This is a genomic window from Streptomyces sp. MK37H (assembly GCF_018035285.1).
GTDB classification, from domain to species: Bacteria; Actinomycetota; Actinomycetes; order Streptomycetales; family Streptomycetaceae; genus Streptomyces; species Streptomyces endocoffeicus.
The window spans coordinates 1-21,236 of sequence record NZ_JAAAYH010000123.1; the positions used below are offsets into that span (position 1 = coordinate 1).

Annotated in this window: 15 protein-coding genes and 2 pseudogenes; 8 read left to right on the plus strand and 9 right to left on the minus strand. The window is 72.8% G+C overall.

What is annotated here, in order from left to right; genetic code table 11:
• Positions 1-3,783 (plus strand): annotated as a pseudogene (locus GWI24_RS18995) (hypothetical protein); the annotation flags it as partial.
• A gap of 93 nt (positions 3,784-3,876) precedes the next feature.
• Positions 3,877-4,035, plus strand: coding sequence for a hypothetical protein (locus GWI24_RS19000; protein ID WP_210947141.1), 159 nt, complete (start codon positions 3,877-3,879; stop codon positions 4,033-4,035).
• Between the two features lie 157 nt (positions 4,036-4,192).
• Here the strand turns inward: GWI24_RS19000 and GWI24_RS19005 are convergent, their stop codons facing one another.
• The 5 genes from GWI24_RS19005 to GWI24_RS19025 form a co-directional block, all read right to left on the minus strand.
• The gene (locus GWI24_RS19005) at positions 4,193-5,659 is read right to left on the minus strand and encodes an aldehyde dehydrogenase family protein (RefSeq protein WP_210947142.1); all 1,467 of its coding nucleotides are present in this window, start codon (positions 5,657-5,659) and stop codon (positions 4,193-4,195) included.
• Entirely contained in the window at positions 5,656-6,813 is a 1,158-nt protein-coding gene (locus GWI24_RS19010) for an aromatic ring-hydroxylating dioxygenase subunit alpha (RefSeq protein ID WP_210947143.1), read from the minus strand. The genes GWI24_RS19005 and GWI24_RS19010 overlap by 4 nt, the downstream gene beginning before the upstream one ends.
• Before the next feature lie 128 nt (positions 6,814-6,941).
• The gene (locus GWI24_RS19015) at positions 6,942-9,380 is read right to left on the minus strand and encodes an FAD-dependent oxidoreductase (RefSeq protein WP_308343774.1); all 2,439 of its coding nucleotides are present in this window, start codon (positions 9,378-9,380) and stop codon (positions 6,942-6,944) included.
• Positions 9,381-9,385: 5 nt separating this feature from the next.
• Positions 9,386-10,471, minus strand: coding sequence for an S-(hydroxymethyl)mycothiol dehydrogenase (locus GWI24_RS19020; RefSeq protein ID WP_210947145.1), 1,086 nt, complete (start codon positions 10,469-10,471; stop codon positions 9,386-9,388).
• Between the two features lie 323 nt (positions 10,472-10,794).
• Positions 10,795-11,592, minus strand: a complete 798-nt coding sequence (locus GWI24_RS19025) for an IclR family transcriptional regulator (RefSeq protein ID WP_138912448.1) — start codon at positions 11,590-11,592, stop codon at positions 10,795-10,797.
• 150 nt (positions 11,593-11,742) lie between these two features.
• Between GWI24_RS19025 and GWI24_RS19030 the strand changes: the two genes are divergently transcribed.
• Positions 11,743-12,105 (plus strand): bifunctional 3-phenylpropionate/cinnamic acid dioxygenase ferredoxin subunit, encoded by a 363-nt coding sequence (locus tag GWI24_RS19030; protein ID WP_020873574.1) that lies wholly within the window; start codon positions 11,743-11,745, stop codon positions 12,103-12,105.
• Positions 12,102-13,304, plus strand: a complete 1,203-nt coding sequence (locus GWI24_RS19035; RefSeq protein WP_210947146.1) for an NAD(P)/FAD-dependent oxidoreductase — start codon at positions 12,102-12,104, stop codon at positions 13,302-13,304. Before GWI24_RS19030 ends, GWI24_RS19035 begins: the two co-directional genes overlap by 4 nt.
• Here the strand turns inward: GWI24_RS19035 and GWI24_RS19040 are convergent.
• Entirely contained in the window at positions 13,252-13,701 is a 450-nt protein-coding gene (locus GWI24_RS19040; protein ID WP_281062813.1) for a hypothetical protein, read from the minus strand. The genes GWI24_RS19035 and GWI24_RS19040 overlap by 53 nt on opposite strands.
• A gap of 345 nt (positions 13,702-14,046) precedes the next feature.
• On the opposite strand from GWI24_RS19040, the gene GWI24_RS19045 reads away from it, so the two are divergent.
• Genes GWI24_RS19045 through GWI24_RS19060 form a run of 4 tightly spaced genes read left to right on the plus strand, consistent with a single transcriptional unit; the run spans position 14,047 to position 18,168 of the window.
• Entirely contained in the window at positions 14,047-16,761 is a 2,715-nt protein-coding gene (locus GWI24_RS19045) for a nitrate- and nitrite sensing domain-containing protein (protein WP_210947147.1), read from the plus strand.
• Positions 16,758-17,186, plus strand: a complete 429-nt coding sequence (locus tag GWI24_RS19050) for a roadblock/LC7 domain-containing protein (protein WP_020873578.1) — start codon at positions 16,758-16,760, stop codon at positions 17,184-17,186. Before GWI24_RS19045 ends, GWI24_RS19050 begins: the two co-directional genes overlap by 4 nt.
• Before the next feature lie 15 nt (positions 17,187-17,201).
• On the plus strand, positions 17,202-17,597 hold the full coding sequence (locus GWI24_RS19055) for a DUF742 domain-containing protein (RefSeq protein ID WP_210947148.1): 396 nt from the start codon (positions 17,202-17,204) through the stop codon (positions 17,595-17,597).
• Entirely contained in the window at positions 17,578-18,168 is a 591-nt protein-coding gene (locus GWI24_RS19060; RefSeq protein WP_210947149.1) for an ATP/GTP-binding protein, read from the plus strand. Before GWI24_RS19055 ends, GWI24_RS19060 begins: the two co-directional genes overlap by 20 nt.
• A gap of 88 nt (positions 18,169-18,256) precedes the next feature.
• On the opposite strand, the gene glpK is transcribed toward GWI24_RS19060, so the two are convergent.
• From glpK to GWI24_RS19075, 3 genes and pseudogenes are all read right to left on the minus strand, one after another.
• Positions 18,257-19,789: a glycerol kinase GlpK gene (gene glpK / locus GWI24_RS19065; protein WP_210947150.1), complete on the minus strand. Its 1,533-nt coding sequence runs from the start codon at positions 19,787-19,789 to the stop codon at positions 18,257-18,259.
• A gap of 14 nt (positions 19,790-19,803) precedes the next feature.
• Entirely contained in the window at positions 19,804-20,568 is a 765-nt protein-coding gene (locus GWI24_RS19070) for an MIP/aquaporin family protein (RefSeq protein WP_198275402.1), read from the minus strand.
• A 323-nt stretch (positions 20,569-20,891) separates the two neighbouring features.
• Positions 20,892-21,236, minus strand: a pseudogene (locus GWI24_RS19075) (lipid-transfer protein); the annotation flags it as partial.

Genomic DNA, 21,236 nt, shown 5'->3' on the forward strand with positions numbered 1-21,236 from the left:
GACGCGGACGGTGTGGGCCGACGAGGCACCCGCGCCCTGCCGACCGACTCCGACCGGACCGGGTGGATCACGGTCCACGTGGACGAGGAGGACGCGGACGACGTCGGCCTCTCCCAACTCCCCGCCGCCTTCCGCGCGGACCCCTCCGCGATCCCCCTGGACGCGGAGCCCGTGTCCCACGACCACGCCTACACCCCCGAGGAGCCCCCCACCGACACCCGCGAGCGCCTTGGGGAAGAGGGCTGCGCCGGGCCGGGTCCCGCCCCGGCGCGCTCCACGGATGAGGGTGCCGCCCCTGATCCGGCGCGCGGTGACGGCGTTCCCGCCTCGTGCGCGCTCGGTGAGCCGTGCCTGGTGGGCGAGGTGCCGGGGGACGGCTCCGCCCCGGTCGGCGGTGGACGGACGGATACCGGACCGGTGGGTGAGGCGGGGGAGACGCGCCCCGCTCGACATGGAGGGGCGTCTGCTGAGGACACAGAGGCGGGCTCCGGGGAGGCTCCCCGGCGGCGTCCGCTCGCGGCGGAGTCGCGGCCCGCGGGGCGGGTGACGGTACGGATCGACGAGGCCGAGGACGATCCGTCGGGCGGTTGCGGTCCGCGCCCGGAGGGCCACCGTGGCGGTGCCCCGGCCGTGGCGGCCGATTCCCACCGTGACGGCGGTCAGGCCGGGAGGGAGGTCGCCACGGACACCGTCGACGTCCCTCACGCGGCCCCGACGGGTGACGGCCTGCGTTTGGACGGCCCGCGCGGCGCCCGGGCCGTCGCGGCCGAATCCCGGCCCCCCGGGGAGGTGTCGGCTCGGGTCGGGGACGGTGACGGCGGTCAGGCCGAGTCGGAGGGCGCCGCCGACGTCGCCCACGGCGGTCAGGCCGAGTCGGAGGGTGCCACTGACGTCGGCGCCGACAACGCCGACGTCACCCCCGACACCACCGACGCCGACGACTCCGACTGCTGGAGCGCCGAGCCCGGCGGTGAACCCGACCCCGACCGCGACCGTGTTCGCCACCCCCAGTCCGCCCCGCGGCCCCTCGCGGACGGGCCGCTCACCGCCGAGGAGTTGGACCGGAACGCCGAGGCGTTGCGGGAGCTGCTCGAGGAGAGTGTGGGCTCTGCCGAGCGGCAGTTGTTCGAGTTGCGGACCGCGGCCGCCGAGGACGCGCGGATCCTGGGGGCGCTCGGTGACGGGGGGCTGTTGCCGCCCAGTGCCGATGTGCTGGCGGCCGTCGAGTTCCTCGGGGAGCACGGCATCCCCGCGCTCCCCGGCTGGCGCTATCTCGCCCAGGCCGTGGACCCCGTCGACCACGCCGCCGTGCTCGCGGCCCGGCCCGAGCTGGTGGACGGTGTCGTCATCACCGACCCCGGCACCCACGCCCGCGCCCGTGAGGTGCTCGGTCAGGCGTCGCTGCTGCCGCGGTCCGCCGTGGCCGTCGGGACGTCGGCCGCGCTGCTCGCGCCCACGCCCGCGCCCGGTGCCGAGGACAGCGGGGTCTTCCTCGTGCCGCCGAACCCGGCGATGCACGACGAGCGCGCCGCCGACGACGAGCGGCGCGGGCTGCGCGCCCGTGCCACCGCGCGGGACGAGGAGATCAGGGCGCTCGCCGCCCGGCTGGCCGGGGACCGGGCGCTGTCCGCGCGGCTCGCCTCCTGGCGCACCGGCTGCCCGCCCGGGCGGCTCGCGGAGCTCGCGGCGGCGGCCGAGACCGCACGGGAGGCCGCCGAAACCGCGCAGAGCGACCTCGTGGAGGCGCGCACGGCACGCGCCGAGGCCGACGAGGCCGCCACCGAGGCCGCCCGCGTCCGGGACGAGCGCCAGGAGGCGGCGCAGCGGGCCCGCCGGGTGGCGGACGCGCTGGCCGGGCTGGCGTACCGGCTGCGGGAGCGCGCCACCTGGCAGACCCGGCTGCGCGAGCTGGCCGAGGAGGCCGTCGAGTACGAGGAGCGCGCCGCGGGCTGCGTGGACCGGGCCCGCGCCGCCGACGAGGACCGGCGCGCCGCCCAGCGCGCGGCCGACGACGCGCGCCGTACCGCCCGCGCCCTGCGCGCCGAGCGGGCGGAGATCGCGGGCGCCCCCGACGACCTCGGCGAGGCCACCGAGCCGCCCTCCGCCTCGCTGCCCGCGCTCCGCGAGGCGTACCGCGCCGCCTCCCAGGTCTACGAGAAGGTCGGCGTCGGCGCCGACCTCCGCGCCGAACAGGCCCGCGCCGAAAGCGACGAGAGCGCGGCACTCGCCACCCTCGACCGGCTCACCAACAAGGTCCGCACCCGCGCCGCCCAGCTCCTGGAGGGCACCGACGGCGCCGACGGCCCCTCCCGGCAGGCCGCCGCCGCCCGCGCCGAATCGCTGGTCCAGATGCTGGAGAGCCGCGCGTCGGCGGCGAGCGAGCAACTGGGCCGGCTGCGTGGCGAGGCCGAGCGGCTCGCCCCCGCCGACGGCGACGCCCACACCGAGCTGCCGGAGGAGATGGCCCCGGCCGACGCCGAGCAGGCGAAGGAGCTGCTGCGCACCGCCAACGGCGAACTGGCCGCCCGTACGGACGCCCTGGACACCGCCCGCACCGCCCACGCCGACCTGGTGCGCGCCCACCGCGCCGCCGAGGACGCCGCGGGCGGCTTCGACGAGACCGCCGCCCTGCTGCGGGATCTGCTGCGGGACGGCCCCGGCGCGGAGGACGACGGCGAGCGGCCCGAGCCGTACGCCGGGGATCTCGCCGAGGCCCGTCAGGCCGCCGCCGAGACCCGCCGCTCACTGCGCGGCTGCGCCGCCGACCTGTCGGCGGCCGAGTCCTCGGTCCGGGAGGCGAGCGACGTCCTCGTACGGCACGCCAACTCCACCCGCTACGAGCAGGTGCGCACCCCCGCCCGCCAGCAGATCCGGGAGCTCCCCGCGGCCGCGCTGCCCGAGCACGCCGCCGCCTGGGCCGAGGCGTTCGCGCCCCGGCTGCGCGTGCTCACCGACGAGCTGGAGCAGCTGGAGCGCAACCGCGACTCGATCGTGAACCGGCTGCGCGGCCTGGTCGAGTCCTGTCTGGCCACGCTGCGTTCGGCGCAGCGGCTCTCCCGGCTCCCGGAGGGGCTCGGCGAGTGGTCGGGCCAGGAGTTCCTGCGGATCCGCTTCGAGGACCCCGACCAGGCCTCGCTCACCGAGCGGCTCGGCGAGGTCATCGACGAGGCCACCCGCTCCGCCGTCCGGAAGAACTCCGATCTCCGCCGGGACGGCATGTCGCTGCTGCTGCGCGGGGTCCACGCCGCGCTCCAGCCGCGCGGGGTGGCCGTGGAGATCCTCAAGCCGGACGCGGTGCTGCGGGCCGAGCGGGTGCCGGTGGGGCAGATGGGCGATGTGTTCTCCGGTGGCCAGCTGCTGACCGCCGCCATCGCGCTGTACTGCACGATGGCGGCCCTGCGCAGCAACGACCGGGGCCGGGACAAGCACCGCCATGCGGGCACCCTCTTCCTCGACAACCCCATCGGCCGCGCCAACGCCACCTATCTGCTGGAGCTCCAGCGGGCGGTTGCGGACGCGTTGGGCGTGCAGCTGCTCTATACGACGGGGCTGTTCGACACCACGGCGCTGGCCGAGTTCCCGCTGGTGATCCGGTTGCGCAATGACGCGGATCTGCGGGCCGGGCTGAAGTACATCAGCGTCGAGGAGCATCTGCGGCCGGGCCTGCCGGTCCGGGAGCCGGAGGAGGAGCAGCAGGTCCACGGCCAGATCACCGCCACCCGGATGTACCGCCGCCCCGAGGCGGACGCGGAGGCGCCCGACGGGGCGCCGGACCGGACGTGAGCCCGGCGGGCTGGCCCGGACCGGTGTTCACCGTCTGGGTGATGGACGCCGAGGAGGCCGTGTAGTTGACGTCGGGTCCCGGTGGGCGTCCCCGTGCCGGGGCCGACGGGGGACACGGTCGCGGTGACCGTCACCGGATCGCTCACCGTCGAGGGGTTCGGGGAGGAGACCACGGATGTCGTGGTGGCCGCCTTGCCCACGGTCTGGGTGTCCGTACCGCTGGACGTGGCGAAGTTCTCGGTCCCGTTGTAGGCGGCCGTGATGGGGAAGGGGCTCCCGGTGGTGGCCGTGGAGGTGTGGGTGACGGTCGCGATGCCGCCGGAGAGGATGCCCACGGCGGTGTTGGTACCGTCGCCGAAGGAGAAGGTGACCGCTCCGGCCGGGGTGCCGAGCCGGACCGACTCCCCGGTCAGGCGAACCAACCCTGCGGACGCGGACGCGTATTGCGCCAGATGTGCTTGGCCTCCCGGTACTCCGCGAGCCCGCTGGGCCCCAACTCCCGCCCCGTCCCGGACTGTTTGAACCCGCCCCATTCCGCCTGCGGGAGACAGGGGTGGTAGTCGTTGATCCACACGGTGCCCACCCGTAGCCGCGAGGCCACCCGCTGCGCCCGCCCCTCGTCGCCGGACCATACGGCCCCGGCGAGCCCGTACACGGTGTCGTTGGCCAGCCGCACCGCCTCGTCCTCATCGGCGAAACGTTCCACTGTGAGCACCGGCCCGAAGGACTCGTCGGCCAGCACCGACATCCCGCTGTGGCAGTGGTCGAGGACGGTCGGCAGGAAGTAGTAGCCGTCGGCCAGGGCCGGATCGTCGGGGCGGGTGCCGCCGCAGCGCAGCCGGGCGCCCTCCGCGAGCCCGGCCGCCACATACGCCTCGACCTTGGCCCGGTGCGCGGCCGAGATCAGCGGGCCGGTCTGGGCCCGCTCGTCGAACGGCCCGCCGAGCCGGATCCCGCGGGCCCGGCGCACGACCTCCTCGACGAAGGCGTCGTGCACCGGGTCCTCCACCAGCAGCCGGGCCCCGGCCGAGCAGACCTGCCCGGAGTGGAGGAAGACCGCGGTGAGCGCGTAGTCCACGGCCGTGTCGAAGTCCGCGTCGGCGAAGACCACATTGGGGTTCTTACCGCCCAGCTCCAGCGAGGTCCGCTTGACCGTGCCCGCGGCCGCGGCCATGATCCGGCGCCCGGTCCGCAGCCCTCCGGTGAAGGACACCATGTCCACATCGGGGTTGTCGGTGAGCGGGGCCCCGGCCTCGGCGCCCGGGCCGAGCACCAGATTGGCCACCCCGTCCGGCAGCCCGGCCTCCGCCAGCAGCCGCATCAGGGCGATCGCGGTGCTGGGGGTGAGCTCACTGGGTTTCAGTACGAAGGTGTTGCCCGCGGCGAGCGCGGGCGCCACCTTCCACGCGGTCTGCAGCAGCGGATAGTTCCACGGGGTGATCAGCGCGCAGACCCCGACCGGTTCATAGACCACCCGGCTGACGGCGTGCTCGCTGCCGGTGTCCACGACCCGGTCCGCCTCGGTGCGCACCAGCTGCCCGTAGTAGCGGAAGCAGGCCACCACATCGTCGATGTCGACGTCGCTCTCGGCCAGGCGCTTCCCGGTGTCCAGGGACTCGGCGCGGGCGAGCGCGGCCTTGTCGCGCTCCACCAGACCGGCGACGCGCAGCAGCAGATCGCCGCGCGCCCCGACCGGGGTACGGGGCCAGGGCCCCTGGTCGAACGCCAGCCGGGCGGCGGCAACCGCCTCGGCCGCGTCCTTGCCGCCGCCCTCGTCGACGACCGTTACCAGCGATCCGTCGGCCGGGCAGCGGATCTCCCGGGTGCGCTCGTCGATCGCGGCGGTCCACTGGCCACCGATGAAGAGGTCCGTCACGGGCATTCCTCCGCTTCCGGGGTCGGGACATGGTCGGTCACCCATCGGTGGAAGGCGCCGATGTGGTGTTCGCTGGGGACGAGCACCCCGCCGTCGCGGTAGGCGCGGGAGTCCATGGCGGGCTGGGTGCGCTCACAGGCGTCGAAGTCCTGGGTGTTGACCCGATGGAACAGCTCCACCGACTTCGACAGATCCCGATCGGACGCCACCACTTCGGGTGCGTAGAGCCAATCGCATTCGACCAGCGTGCGATCGGGGGCGAGCGGGAACATCCGGTGCATGATCACGTGGTCGGGGACCAGATTGAGGAAGACCTGCGGCCGTACCGTGATCGCGTAGTAGCGGCGGTCCTGCTCGTCGGCGATCCCCGCGAACCGGTCGAACCCCTCGCTGCCGTCCACCGTGAACCCCTGGGCCTCCTCGGCGAACTCGGCGCCGTGCCCGACGAAGTACTGCGCCGCCAGGCCGTCGGCGAACTCCGGGAGCACCTCGGTGAGTTCGGGGTGGATCGTCGCGCAGTGGTAGCACTCCATGAAGTTCTCGACGATCAGCTTCCAGTTGGCCTTGACGTCGTAGGAGATCCGGCGGCCCAGCGCCAGCCCCGCCACGCCGTAGCGCTCCACGGAGTCCGTGTCGCCGAGCCGCTCGGCCACCGCCCCGATGACCGTCTCCTCGAACGACGGTGGCTCCTCGGCCAGGCAGACCCAGATATAGCCGAGCCATTCGCGAAGCCGTACCGGCACCAGTCCGCGCTCGACCCGGTCGACATCGGGCATCTTCGATAGGTTGGGGGCGGCGGTGAGCCGGCCGTCCAGGTCGTAGGTCCAGGCGTGGTACGGGCACTGCAGCGAGCGCCGCACCGTACCGGACTCCTCGGTGCACAGCCGGGCGCCCCGGTGGCGGCAGATGTTGAGGAACGCCCGTGGTTCACCCCGCCGGTTGCGGGTGATCAGCACGCTCTCCCGGCCGATCCGCACGGTGCGGAAGGCGCCCGGCCGGTCCAGGTCGGCCCCGCGCACCGCACAGAACCACATGGCCTCGAACAGGTGCTCCTGCTCCCGGCGGAAGACCCCGGGAGCGGTGTACCAGTGGCCGGGGAGAGTGGCGAGCAGACTGGGGGGCGTGATGGCGGGGGACTCGGGAGCCACGGTCATGGGTTCTCCTCAGGCGGTCGCGGCGGTCAGCCGGCGGGGGGCGAAGAGCTCGATGGGGTGGGCGGTGTCACCGGTGAGTGCCAAGGGGGCCTCCAAGCGGTCGTTTCCCGCTCTCGCGGCGCTCGGTGTCAGCGGCGGATGCGCTCCATACGCGGATCGAAGAGGGGCTCGGCGGCGACGGTCGCGGGCACCTTCTCGCCCAAGTACTCGATGTGGACGGCGGTGCCGGGCACGGCGGCCGCGGCGGGCAGCCAGGCGTAGGCGACGGTCCGGCCGACGGTGTAGCCGTAGGACGCGCTGGTCACATAGCCCGCCGGGACGCCGTCGGCGTACACCGGCTCCTTGCCCATGACGACCGCGGCCGGGTCGTCCAGGGTGAGACAGGTCAGCCTGCGCACCGCCGTCTCATCGGAGCGGCCCTCGAGCGCCGCGCGCCCGACGAAGTCGCCCTTGTTCATCCGGACGGCGAAGCCGACCCCGGCCTCGTAGGGATCGTGCTCGGTGGTCATGTCATGGCCCCAGGCGCGATAGCCCTTCTCCAGTCGCAGGCTGTTGAAGGCCGAGCGCCCGGCGGCGATCACCCCATGGCGCTGTCCGGCCTCCCACAGCGTGTCCCACAGCCGCAGTCCCATGTCGGCGGTGGTGTACAGCTCCCAGCCCAGCTCGCCCACGTAACTCAGCCGCATCGCGGTCACCGGGACATGGCCGATACAGGTCTGCCTGGCCTTGAAGTAGCCGAACGCCTCGTGCGAGAAGTCGTCGCGGGTCAGCGGCTGGACCAGCTCCCGGGCGAGCGGGCCCCAGACGCCGACGCAGCAGGTGCCCGGGGTGATGTCGGAGATGTGGACGTCATCGGGCGCGTGGCGCAGCAGCCAGTCCAGGTCCAGCCCGCCGTTGGCGCCGACCTGGAAGTGGTGCTCGGACAGGCGGGCGACGGTGAGGTCGCTGCGGATGCCCCCGGCCTCGTCCAGCAGCAGGGTGTAGGTGACCGCGCCGGGCTTCTTCGCCAGCTGATTGGTGGTCATGCGCTGGAGGAAGTCCAGCGCCCCGGCCCCGGTGACCGCCAGCCGCTTGAGCGGGGTCATGTCGTACAGCGCGACCCGCTCCCGGGTGGCCCTGGCCTCGGCGGCGGCGATGGGCGACCAGTAGCGGGCCGACCAGGCGTCACGCGGGGGCAGTTCGACGGACTCGGCGAGCGGGGCGTTCGCCTCGTACCAGTGCGGCCGCTCCCAGCCCGCCGCCTCCAGGAAGTACCCGCCCAACTCGCGCTGCCGGACGTGGAAGGGGCTGACCCGCAGCGGACGGGGCTGCTCCATCGGCTGCAGCGGATGGATGACGTCGTAGACCTCGACGAAGTTCTGCTGACCCCGCTCGGTGATGTAGGCGGGGGAGCGCTGAGCGTCCTCGAAGCGGTACAGATCGCATTCATGGACGTCCATGCCCGGCCGCCCGTCCGTCATCCACTCGGCCACGGCCCGGGCCACGCCCGCGGAGTGGGTCACCCACACCGCCTCGGCCAGCCAGAAACCGCGCACCTCGCGGGACTCGCCGATCAGCGGCATACCGTCGGGGGTGAAGGAGAAGACGCCGTTGAACCCCTCCTCGACCCGGCTCGCGCCGAGCGCGGGGAGCAGCTGGACGCTGTCCTCCCAGCTGGGGGCGAAGTCCTCCGGGGTGAACGGCAGCGAGGACGGCATCACCGGGGCGTCGTCGTACGCGGGCAGCCGCGCCGGGTCGACGGGGAGCGGGCGGTGGGCGTAGCTGCCGATGCCGATGCGGTCGGTGTGCTCGCGGTAGTACAGATCGCGGTCCTGGAACCGCAGGATCGGCTTGCTCGCCTCGGTACGGGGGTCGTTCACCCCCGCGAGCTCGGGCAGCGGCCCGGTCCTGGCGTACTGGTGGGCCAGCGGCTGCAGCGGGACGGGGACCCCCGCCATGTCGCCGATCAGCGGGCCCCAGAAGCCGGCGGCGGAGACCACGACGTCGGCCGGAAAGGTGCCCCGGTCGGTGACGACGGCGGTCACCCGGCCGCCCTCCCGCTCGATGGCGGTCACCGTGTGCCGGTCCAGGAACCGGGCGCCGTGCGCGGTGGCCCGCTCCATCTGGGCGCGGGAGGCGAGCAGCGCCCGGGCCAGCCCGTCGTCCGGGGTGTGGAGGCCGCCGAGGATCCGCTCCGGGTCCAGCATCGGCCACATCTCCGCGCACCGGGCCGGGCCGAGCAGCTCGGCCCGTACGCCCCAGGAGGCCGCGAGACCGGCCTTGCGGTGCAGATCGGCCCAGCGCTCCTCGCTGGTGGCGATCTCCAGACCGCCCACCGGGTTGAAGCAGGACAGCCCGTCGACCTCGAGGGAGGAGAACTTCTCCACGGTGTACCGGGCGAGGTCGGTCAGGGTCTTGGAGGGGCTGGTCTGGAAGACCAGACCGGGGGCGTGCGAGGTCGAGCCGCCGGGGGCGAGCAGCGGGCCCTGCTCCAGAACGGTGACGTCCCGCCAGCCACGGGCGGTCAGCTCATCGGCGAGGGAGCAGCCGACGATTCCGGCCCCGACGATCACGACTCGGGCATCCACGGTGTTCACAGGACCACCACCGACCGCAGCACCTCGCCGCGCTGCATCTTCGCGAACGCGGCCTCGACCTCGTCCAGCGTGATCGTCTCGCTGACGAACGCCTCCAGATCCAGCTTGCGGCTGAGGTGGAGGTCGACCAGGACCGGGAAGTCCCGGCTGGGCAGGCAGTCGCCGTACCAGGACGACTTGAGCGCACCGCCCCGCGAGAACAGATCGATCAGCGGCAGATCGATGCGCATCTCCGGGTCCGGCACCCCGACCTGCACCAGCACCCCGGCCAGATCGCGCATATAGAAGCCCTGGGCGTAGGTCTCGGGGCGGCCCACCGCGTCGATGACCACATTCGCGCCGAAGCCCCCGGTCAGCTCGCGCACCGCCTCGACCGGGTCCGTACCACGGGAGTTGACGGTGTCGGTGGCGCCGAAGCGGGTCGCCGAGTCCAGCTTGGCGTCGTCGATGTCCACGGCGATCACCCGGCGCGCCCCGGACAGCGAGGCCCCCGCGATCGCGGCGTTGCCGACGCCGCCGCAGCCGATGACCGCGACCGTGTCGCCGTTGGACACCCCGCCGGTGTGCACGGCCGCGCCGTACCCGGCCATCACCCCGCAGCCGATCAGGCCCGCCGCCTCGGGGCGTGCCGAGGGGTCGATCTTCACCGCCTGCCCGGCCGCCACCAGCGTCTTCTCGGCGAACGCGCCGATGCCCAGCGCCGGGCTGAGCGGGGTGCCGTCGGTCAGGGTCATCGGCTGGGCGGCATTGCGGCTGTCGAAGCAGTACCACGGGCGGCCCCGGCGGCAGGAGCGGCAGCCGCCGCACGGCGCCCGCCAGGCCAGGACCACATAGTCACCGGGGGCGAGTGCGGTGACGCCGGGGCCCACGGCCTCGACCATTCCGGCCGCCTCATGCCCGAGCAGATACGGGAATTCGTCGCCGATCGCGCCGTCCCGGTAGTGCAGGTCGGTGTGGCACACCCCGCACGCCTGCACTCCCACCAGCACCTCACCGGGGCCGGGCTCGGGCACGAGAACGGGCACCACCTCCACCGGGGCGCCCCTTTTGACCGCGACGACGGCGCGGGCTTCTTGCGGCATGGCTCACTCCTCTGTTCTCCTGCGATCGCAGGGACCGGTGCACGGGAGCTGGCATGACTGCCTCGAAGGAGGGTGAGACAGAGGCCGTTCAACGGCCGCCGGTTACCCCCCAGTTGCGTATAGCGCGGCGTGTTGCGCGATGGGAGACATCCTGAAAGTCGCCGCCCCGTGCGGTCAAGGGGTGCGCGTAAACCGTCTGTGAACTGGCGCTGACGGGGGAATTCGCGTAGCTCGCACGCCGCTCGGCGCCCCTGGTCACAGACGCGACGAGGGGGCCGGAATCGTCCGGCCCCCTCGTCGGGTGGGTGGGGTGGTGGGGTGGCTCAGCCGGGGAAGCCCATCCGTCGGGACAGCTCCTCGGCGGTCTTCACGGCGTACTCGGCCAGATCGGGCAACCGGCTCTGGGCCATCCGGTACGCCGGTCCCGAGACGCCGATCGCCCCCATGACCGCGCCGTCGTGGCCGCGCACCGGCGCCGCCACCGCGTTCAGCCCGATCTCCAGTTCCTCGCAGGAGTAGGCGAACCCGCGCTCGGCCGCCGTCTCCAGCTGCTGCCGCAGCTCGGCGGAGGTGGTGATGGTGTGCTCGGTGAACCGCGGCAGCTTCCGCGTCACCAGCCGCTCCCGGCGCTCGCCCGACAGATGCGCGAGCAGCACCTTGCCGCTCGCCGTCGCGTGCAGCGCGGTGCGCCGCCCCAGCCAGTTGAAGGCGGTCACCGCGGCGGCGCCGCGCGCCTGCATGATGTTGACCGCCGCGTCCCCGTCCAGGACGGCGATATTGGCCGTCTCGCCGGTCTCGTCGGCCAGTGCCCGGCACACCGGGGCGCCCTCCTGCGAGATGTCCAGGCGGATGGCGGCGGCGCCCGCGAGTCTGAGCACCCCGGCGCCCAGGTAGTACTTCCCCCGGTCCCGCTCCTGCCCGACGAGTCCGCGGTTCTCCAGTACGCCGAGCAGTCGGAAGGCGGTCGACTTGTGGACCCCCAGCTCGTCGGCGATCTCGGTCACTCCGGCCTCGCCGAGTCTGGCAAGGATCTCCAGGACGCTGACCGCCCTGTCCACCGACTGCACTGCCCCGGCGGCCCCCCGCTTCTCCTCGGCCCGATCCTCGGTCGTGTTCGTCATGGTTCTGATCTCACCATCCGGCGGCTCTGCGTGGGGCCCTCGGGCCGGGGAACTCTTGACGGCTGCCTTCCCGATCTGGATTCTGTTGCGCATCGCGCTTTTCAGTGCACTATCCACAACGCATGATACCGATCAACGTGAGGGGGGCCAATGATTCCCGTCTGCCGTATCGAGGACCTGCCGGAGGGTGAGTCGGTGCGTATCGAGGCCGGCGATGCCACCGCGCCGATCGCGGTGTTCCACACCGACGGTGCGTTCTACGCCATCGACGACACTTGCAGCCACCAGGACGCCTCCCTCTCCGACGGGTGGCTGGAAGGCTGCTACGTGGAATGCCCGCTGCACGCCGCGCTGTTCGATCTGCGATCCGGCGAGCCGACCTGTCTGCCCGCCCGTAAGCCCGTACGGACCCACGCTGTCACGGTCGTGGACGGAATGCTGTATGTCCACCCCGCGGTGCAGACCGTTCCCGGCCGGCCCGTGCACGCGGCGCCGGAAGAAGCCGTGGCATGACGGCGGTCAGGACGGTCACCGTGGTCGGGGCCTCGCTCGCGGGTCTGCACGCGGCGCGGGGCCTGCGCGCCCAGGGGTACGACGGACGGCTGGTCGTCGTCGGCGAGGAGCACCACCGCCCCTATGACCGCCCGCCGCTGTCCAAGGAGTTCCTGACCGGGGACGGCGACCTGGGCGAGGGTCTGGGGCCGCTCGCCCTCACCGACCCCGAGGAGGAGGCCGAGCTGGACGCCGAGTGGCTGCTCGGCGTCCGGGCCGAGGCGCTGGACACCGCGGCCGGTGAGATCCGTCTCACCGGCGGCCGCGCCCTGCGCACCGACGGCGTCGTCATCGCCACCGGCGCCACGCCCAGAACGCTGCCCCTCCCGCCGCTGGACGGGGTGCACACCCTGCGCACCCTCGACGACGCGCTCCGGCTCCGCGCCGAGCTGCGCACGGGCGCCGAGCGGGCGGTGGTGATCGGCGCGGGCTTCATCGGCGCCGAGGTGGCCTCCTCCTGTGCCGCCCTCGGCCTCGACGTCACCGTCGTGGAGGCCGCGCCGCTGCCGCTGGTGTCCCAACTGGGCGAGGAGATGGCCCGGGTGTGCGCCGGGCTGCACGCGCGGGGCGGGGCCACCCTGCTGTGCGGCGCCGGTGTGGCCGGTCTGCGCGGAGCCGGCCGGGTCACCGGTGTGGAGCTCGCCGACGGGCGGGTGCTGCCCGCCGATGTGGTGGTCGTCGGCGTCGGGGTGCGTCCCGTCACCGAGTGGCTGGAAGGCTCCGGTCTGGCCCTGGACGACGGGGTGCGGTGCGACCAGGGCTGTGTCACCGCGCTGCCCAACGTCGTGGCCGTCGGGGACGTGGCCCGGCTGGCACAGCCGGGCACCGCCCGCACCGTCCGGGCCGAGCACTGGACCAGCGGCATGCTCCAGGGCGACGTGGCCGCCCGCAATCTGCTCGCCGGGTCCACCGTCGCACGCTTCGACGCGCTCCCCTACTTCTGGTCCGACCAGTACGGCGCGCGCATCCAGTACGCCGGGCGGCGTGAACCCGGGGACACGGTCCGGATCCTCGAGGGGGACCCCGCCGAGGGCGGCGGCTTCCTCGCCGTCTACGAACGGGACGGGATTCCCACCGCCGCCCTCGGCATGGACCGGCCCCGGCCCTTCATGCGGCTGCGCCGCGAGCTGGCCCGCGCTCCGCAGCCGGCCGGGAGGTGACCGTCGGGTCCGCCTCACGGGCCCGTTCCCGGCGGCGCTGACGGCGCATCTCGCGGGCCGTGCTGCTGGGCCGGGACACCACCCCGTAGCGCTGGCGCCAGACCTGACGGGTCACCCACACGTCCAGCACCCCCCAGGTCGCCACCACCGTGCTCGCCACCGTGGCGAGCACGACGGGGAAGGCGGACCAGGAGCCCGCCAGGGTGCACAGCAGAGCGACCATCACCTCCACCAGAGTCACGGCGATGATGATGACCGCCCGCACCGCCGCCGTACGGACGGGATCGGGCAGCCGCCGCCTGCGCGCCGGCTCCTCGGTCCACAATGGCCGGACCCCGTGCGCCGGGATGTCGCGATCCTTGTCCATCGCGTCCATGACGCTCCCACCCCTTTCCATGCTCTGCCCCGGTGCGGCCGAGTCAGATAGCGGGACTTGGGTCGTATGCCCCCCTAGTGTGCCCCGTTGGATCACGAATGGCACCGACCACGGGTTCCCCTGGGGAGGGGAAAACAAGCCAAGCGCGGCCGAATGGCCGCATGCGGCGGCCGGGGGAGGAGTGCCGAGCGGTGGGGGGTAAGTCGGGGAATCGCCCGACAACTCCTGATCACGGACTGTAAGGGACTCCCTGCATCAAGTGGACATGCCTTCGATCTGTCCAACCGGCAGTAGTAGGCTCGCGCCCGCTCGATGTCGGAACTCGGAACCCCGCCCCTGGAATTCGGGGTTGACGTTAGGGAGGCCATGCGCTTTCGCGGTAAGTCCATCCGCAGGAAGATCGTGGCGCTGTTGCTGGTGCCGCTCGTGTCACTGACGGCGATCTGGGCGTTCGCCACGGTGATCACCGGTCGCGAGGCGAAGCAACTGCTGGACGCGTCCGACATCATCGACAAGGCGGGCCAGCCGGCCGAGGACGCGGTGCACGCCGTCCAGAAGGAGCGCCGGCAGACGCTCATCCTGCTGGCCGATCCGCGGCAGTCGGACGCCCTGCCCGTACTCCACTCCCTGCAGCGCAAAACCGACCAGGCGATCGACAAGCTGCGGGCCGCCGAGTCGGACGGCGATGTGCACGGCAGGATGAACGACGAATCCGAGGAACAGCTCGGCAACATCCTCAAGGCCGCGGACGGACTGGACAGTCTGCGCCGCAAGGTCGAGGACGACGGCATCTCCTCCACCCAGGCGTATGAGTATTACAACAAGCTCGTCGACCTCTGCTACACCTTCCGCAGCTCCCTCCACGCGGTGCCCGACACCGACCTCGACAAACAGGGCCGCGCGCTGGTCGCCATGATCCGTGCCCGGGAGGCGCTCTCCCGCGAGGACGCGCTGTACGTCTCGGCACTGACGGCGCGCAAGATGACGCTGGCGGACCTCCAGGCGATGTCCGACCTCATCGCCGAGCGCACCCTGCTCTACGAGATCAACCTGCCGATCCTCCCCGACTCCGAGCAGAAGGTCTTCGCCGACTACCGGCGCACCAACGCCGCCCCTGCCGCCCTGCGCGTGGCCGAGGGCAAGATCCTCTCCTCGATGGACCCCGCCACGGCCATCAAGTCGCTGGACCAGGAGCACTGGGAGGCCGCGGCCCAGCCCGTCCTCAACGACTACGACCGGCTGGGCGAGGAGGCCACCGACCGGCTCCAGAAGCGCATCGACCCGGTGGCCAGCAGCGTGATGCTCAAGGCGGGCATCGCCGGCATCCTCGGCCTGGTCGCCCTCATCGTCTCCGTCTTCGTCTCGTTCCGCATCGGCCGCAGCCTGGTCCGCGATCTGTCCCGGCTGCGCAGGGACGCGCAGGAGGTCGCCAGCGTCCGGCTGCCGAGCGTGATGCGCCGCCTCGGCGCGGGCGAGCAGATCGACGTGGAGACCGAGGCGCCACGGCTGGACTACGGCCCCGATGAGATGGGCCAGGTCGGCCAGGCCCTCAACACCCTCCAGCGGGCCGCCGTCGAGGCCGCCGTCAAACAGGCCGAACTCCGCCAGGGCGTCTCCGATGTCTTCGTCAACCTGGCCCGCCGCAGCCAGGTGCTGCTGCACCGTCAGCTCACCCTCCTGGACACCATGGAGCGGCGCACCGAGGACACCGACGAGCTGTCCGACCTGTTCCGCCTGGATCACATGACCACCCGTATGCGGCGGCACGCCGAGGGTCTGGTCATCCTCTCCGGCGCGGCCCCCTCCCGGCAGTGGCGCAAGCCGATCCAGCTGATGGACGTCGTGCGCGCCGCCGTCGCCGAGGTGGAGGACTACGAGCGGATCGAGGTCCGCCGGCTGCCCCGGATCGCGGTCGTCGGCCCGGCCGTCGGCGACCTCACCCACCTCGTCGCCGAACTCCTGGAGAACGCCACCGTCTTCTCGCCGCCGCACACCGCCGTCCAGGTGCACGGCGAGCGGGTCGCCAAGGGCTTCACCCTGGAGATCCACGACCGCGGTCTCGGCATGACTCCCGACGCGCTGCTGGAGGCCAACCTCCGGCTGGCCGAGACCCCCGAGTTCGAGCTGTCCGACACCGACCGGCTCGGGCTGTTCGTGGTCAGCCGGCTCGCCCAGCGGCAGGGGGTGCGGGTCTCGCTGCAGCCCTCCCCGTACGGCGGTACCACGGCCATCGTGCTCATCCCCTCCAACCTGCTCACCGACGACGGCACCCGGGGGGACACCGACGACCGCGACACCGGCGGCCGTTACACCGACACCGCGCGGCGCGGCGTGGGCGACGTCCGGCTCGGGCCCGCAGACGAGGCCGAGCCGGCCTCCCAACTCGCCTCCCTGACCGCGTCCCTGACGCACGAGGCCCACCACGACGACGCCGACGAGGACGACGAAATGGGCGGCATCTTCCGCGCCCGCGGCCTCAAGGCGCGCCAGTCCGTGCGCACCGGACCCGTGCCGTCCACCGTGGAGCAGCACCAGCAGACTCCGGACGGCCCGGACCCCGAACCGGGCGGCGGACCCGCGCCGCTGCCCCGCCGTGTCCCGCCGGTCCTGGTCGCCGACCACGGCCGGCCGGTCGAGGGCACGTCCAGCGGACAGAACGGCCGTATCCAGGGTCCGGGGCAGCCGTCCTGGGCCGAACGCTCCGAAGGCCAGGGCCAGGGCCAGGGCCAGGGCCAGGACCAGGCCCAGGCCCAGGGCCAGGGCCGCGACCAGGGCCCGCGGCGCACGGGGCCGGAGCGCCGGGGCCCGGAGCAGAGCCCGGTGCCCACCCAGCGGGCGGCCTCCGGCCTCCCCAAGCGGGTACGGCAGGCGAGCCTGGCCCCGCAGCTGAAGAACGACCCCGCACCCCAGACCGACGACCGAACCCCTGCCGAGAACGATCCCGAGCGCGAAGCCGAGCAGGCGAGGGCCACCATGGCCTCGCTCCAACGGGGTTGGCAGCGCGGTCGGCGGCAGTCGGCCACCGGATCCGGAGGCGCGGACGCAAGCCCGGGAACGACACATGAGGGGGACGGTCGATGACCGCATCGAACGCCGCAGCGCCCAACGGATCGCCCAACGCGTCGGGCGAGCTGAACTGGCTGCTGGACGAACTGGTCGGAAGAGTGGGCAGCATCCGCAAGGCGCTGGTGCTCTCCGGGGACGGACTCCTCACCGGCGGCTCACGCGATCTGTCCCGGGAGGACGGTGAGCACCTCGCCGCCGTGGCCTCGGGCTTCCACAGCCTCGCCAAGGGCGTCGGCCGCCACTTCGACGTCGGCCGGGTCCGGCAGACGATCGTCGAGCTCGACGACGCCTTCCTGTTCGTCACCGCGGCCGGCGACGGCAGCTGTCTCGCCGTCCTGGCGGACGCCGACTCCGATGTGGGCCAGATAGCGTACGAGATGACGCTGCTGGTCAAGCGGGTGGGCGTGCATCTGGGCTCGGCCCCGCGCTCCACCGGGTGACGGAGGCCGGGGGAAATGAGCGGAGACCCGGAGCGCGCCGCCCGGTGGTTCGACGACGCGGCGGGACCGGTGGTCAGGCCCTATGCGATGACGCGGGGACGCACCCGCAGCGCCGCCGAGGAGAAGCTGGATCTGATCGCGGTGGTGGTCGCCGACAGCGCCGACCACCGGACCGTCGCCGACCAGATGCTGTCCCCGGAGCACATCGACATCGTCGAGCTGAGCCGGGACGGCCCGCAGTCCGTCGCCGAGCTGGCGGCCGAGCTCGACCTTCCGATCGGCGTGATCCGTGTGCTCATCGGCGATCTGCTCCACGCCGCACTCGTCCGAGTGTCCCGGCCCGTACCTCCGGCGGAACTGCCGGACGAGAGGATTCTGCGCGAGGTGATCAATGGTCTACGGGCACTCTGACCTGGGCCGCCCTCATATCGTCGAACCGGTCACGCTGAAGATACTGGTGGCCGGCGGCTTCGGGGTGGGCAAGACGACCCTGGTGGGCGCGGTCAGCGAGATCAGACCGCTGCGCACCGAGGAGATCCTCACCGAGGCGGGCCGGCCGGTCGACGACATCGCGGGGGTGGAGTCCAAGACGACCACCACCGTCGCCATGGACTTCGGGCGCATCACGCTCCGCGAGGACCTGGTGCTCTACCTCTTCGGCACACCGGGCCAGGACCGCTTCTGGTTCCTGTGGGACGAGCTGGCCACCGGCGCGCTGGGCGCGGTGGTGCTGGCCGACACCCGCCGTCTCGAGGACTGCTTCGCCGCCATCGACTACTTCGAGCGGCGGGACATCGCCTTCACCGTGGCGGTCAACTGCTTCGAGGGGGCCGAGCGCTATCCGGAGGATTCGGTGCGCGACGCGCTGGACCTCGACCCGGGCACCCCGGTCGTCCTGTGCGACGCCCGGGAGCGCGATTCGGCCAAGCATGTGCTGATCTCGGTGGTGGAGCACGCGATGCTGGCTTCCGCGCGGGGCTGAACGGCACGGCCCGCACCCCGCCGTCCAGGGTACGGGCCGCCGTTCGCACCGGCGGTACGGGCCGCCGTTCGCCGGTGCCGGGCGCGGCTCAGGAGTCCTCGGCCCGCTGCCCTTCCCGGTGCCAGCCGAAGCTGCGCTCCACCGCCATGCGCCAGTTGCCGTACTCGCGCGTCCGCTCCTCCTCGGTCATCCGCGGGGTCCACTCGGCATCGCGCTTCCAGTGGGCCCGCAGCTCGTCCAGGTCCTGCCAGGCGCCGGTGGCGAGTCCGGCCGCGTACGCGGCCCCCAGGCAGGTGGTCTCGGCGACCACCGGACGGATCACCGGGACGCCCAGCACATCGGCCTGATGCTGCATCAGCAGATCGTTGGCGGTCATGCCGCCGTCGACCTTGAGCGTGCTGATCCGCACCCCGGAGTCCTGGTACATCGCGTCGACCACCTCGCGCGTCTGCCAGCTGGTCGCCTCCAGGACGGCACGGGCCAGATGCGCCTTGGTGACGTAGCGGGTGAGGCCGGTGATCACACCGCGGGCGTCCGAGCGCCAGTACGGGGCGAACAGCCCCGAGAAGGCCGGGACGATGTACGCCCCGCCGTTGTCGTCCACGCTCGCGGCGAGCGGTTCGATCTCGTCCGCGGAGCGGATGATGCCCAGCTGGTCGCGGAACCACTGCACCAGCGCGCCGGTGATCGCGATCGACCCCTCCAGGCAGTAGACGGGCCGCTCGCCGCCGAGCCGGTAGCCCATCGTGGTCAGCAGCCCGCTCTTGGACGGCACCGGGCGGTCACCGGTGTTCAGTAGCAGGAAGCTGCCGGTGCCATAGGTGTTCTTGGCCTCGCCGACGCCGTAGCAGGTCTGGCCGAAGACGGCGGCCTGCTGATCGCCGAGCGCGGAGGCCACCGGCACACCGGCCAGCTGCCCGACCGCCGTGCCGTACACCTCGGCGGAGGAGCGGATCTCCGGCAGCATCGCCTCGGGGAGGCCCATCGCGGAGAGGATCGAGGTGTCCCACTGGAGGGTCCGCAGATCCATCAGCAGGGTGCGTCCGGCGTTGGTCACATCGGTGACGTGCACTCCGCCGTCGGTGCCGCCGGTGAGGTTCCAGATCAGCCAGGAGTCGATGGTGCCGAAGGCGATCTCGCCCATCTCGGCGCGGCGGCGCAGCCCGGGCACATGGTCCAGCAGCCAGGCGGCCTTGGGCCCGGAGAAGTAGCTGGCCAGCGGCAGTCCGGTGGTGTCCCGGAAGCGGTCCTGGCCCACCTCGCCGCCGAGTTCCTCGCACAGGCCGGAGGTGCGGGTGTCCTGCCAGACGATCGCGTTGTGCACCGGTTTGCCGGTGCGGCGGTCCCACAGGACCGTCGTCTCGCGCTGGTTGGTGATGCCCAGCGCGGTCAGCTCGTCGGCCCGCAGCCCCGCCTTGGCCAGCGCACCGGCCACCACGGCCTGCACCTTGGACCAGATCTCGGTGGCGTCGTGCTCCACCCAGCCGGGCTTGGGGAAGATCTGGCGGTGCTCGCGCTGGTCGACGGCGACGATCGCGCCGTTCCGGTCGAAGATGATGCAGCGGCTGGAGGTGGTGCCCTGGTCGATCGCGGCGACGTACGTCTCCGTCGGATGCGGCATGGCGTCTCCTTCGGTCAGAAGGCTGCGTTGAAGACGAGACCCGCCAGCACGGCCCCGATCAGCGGGCCCACCACCGGTATCCAGGCGTAACCCCAGTCCGAGGTGCCCTTGTTGGGGATGGGCAGCAGGGCGTGGGCGAGGCGCGGCCCGAGGTCGCGCGCCGGGTTGATGGCGTAGCCGGTGGGCCCGCCCAGGGAGAGGCCGATGCCGACCACCAGGAAGGCGACGAGCAGGACGGAGATGCCCGAACCGAGGACCACGGTGCCGCCGCCCTCGGTGACCGGGCCGATCCCGATGCCGTCGACCTGGCCGAACGCGAGCAGCGGCAGCACCAGCGCGGCGGTCGCGATGATCTCGGTCACGAGGTTGGCCACCGGGTTCCGGATCTCCGGGACGGTGGAGAAGACCCCGAGCGTGGGCAGGGCGGTCTTCTCATCGGCGTTGGCGGCGAACTGCGCGTAGTACAGCGCCCAGGTCAGCACCGCGCCGATCACGGCGCCCACCAGCTGCGCGAGGATGTAGAGCGGCACCTTGTCCCAGTCTCCGGTGTCCACGGCGACGCCCACGGTCACCGCCGGATTGAGATGGGCGCCGGACAGCGGGGCCGCGGTGTACGCGCCGGCCATGACGCCGAAGCCCCAGCCGAAGGCGATCACGATCCACCCGGCCGACTTGGCCTTGGAGTGGTTCAGGGTGACGGCGGCGCACACGCCGGCGCCGAAGAGAATCAGTATCGCGGTGCCGATGACCTCACCGGTGAAGATGTCCCCATTGCTCATGGCGGCTCCTAGGACCTCGCCCGGGGCGGGTGGCCCCGGTCCTCCGTGCTGGGTCGTTTCGAGCGTGCGGGTGCATCGGAATCGCCCATGGGGGGTGACCGTGGAGAGAGCCTGCGCGCGGCGACGCCGACTGACACCGCAGCAGTGTTCACCGGCGGTCAGGGGGCGTCAAGGTGATGGACGGCAACGGTGTTCGTCACAGCCGTAAGGGCGTTGCCCCGGTATCGCCGTCCACTCCGGCACCACTCCGGCACCACTTGGGCACCGGGCAGACACTGGGCAGCCACCTGGCAGCCACCGGGGGGTTGCCGCTCGGGCGCCGCTCAGCGGACCGCGACGACCGACGAGCCGTGCCCGAACAGCCCCTGGTTGACGGTGATTCCGGCGCGCGCGCCCGGCACCTGCCGCTCGCCCGCCTGCCCGCGCAGCTGCCAGGTCAGCTCGCACACCTGGGCGATGGCCTGCGCCGGAACCGCCTCCCCGAAGGACGCCAGCCCCCCGCTCGGATTGACCGGAATCCGCCCGCCCGGCGCCGTGGCCCCCTCGCGCAGCAGCTTCGCGCCCTCCCCGGGCGCGCACAGCCCCAGGTCCTCGTACCACTCCAGCTCCAGGGCGGTGGACAGGTCGTACACCTCGGCCAGCGACAGATCCTCCGGTCCAAGACCCGC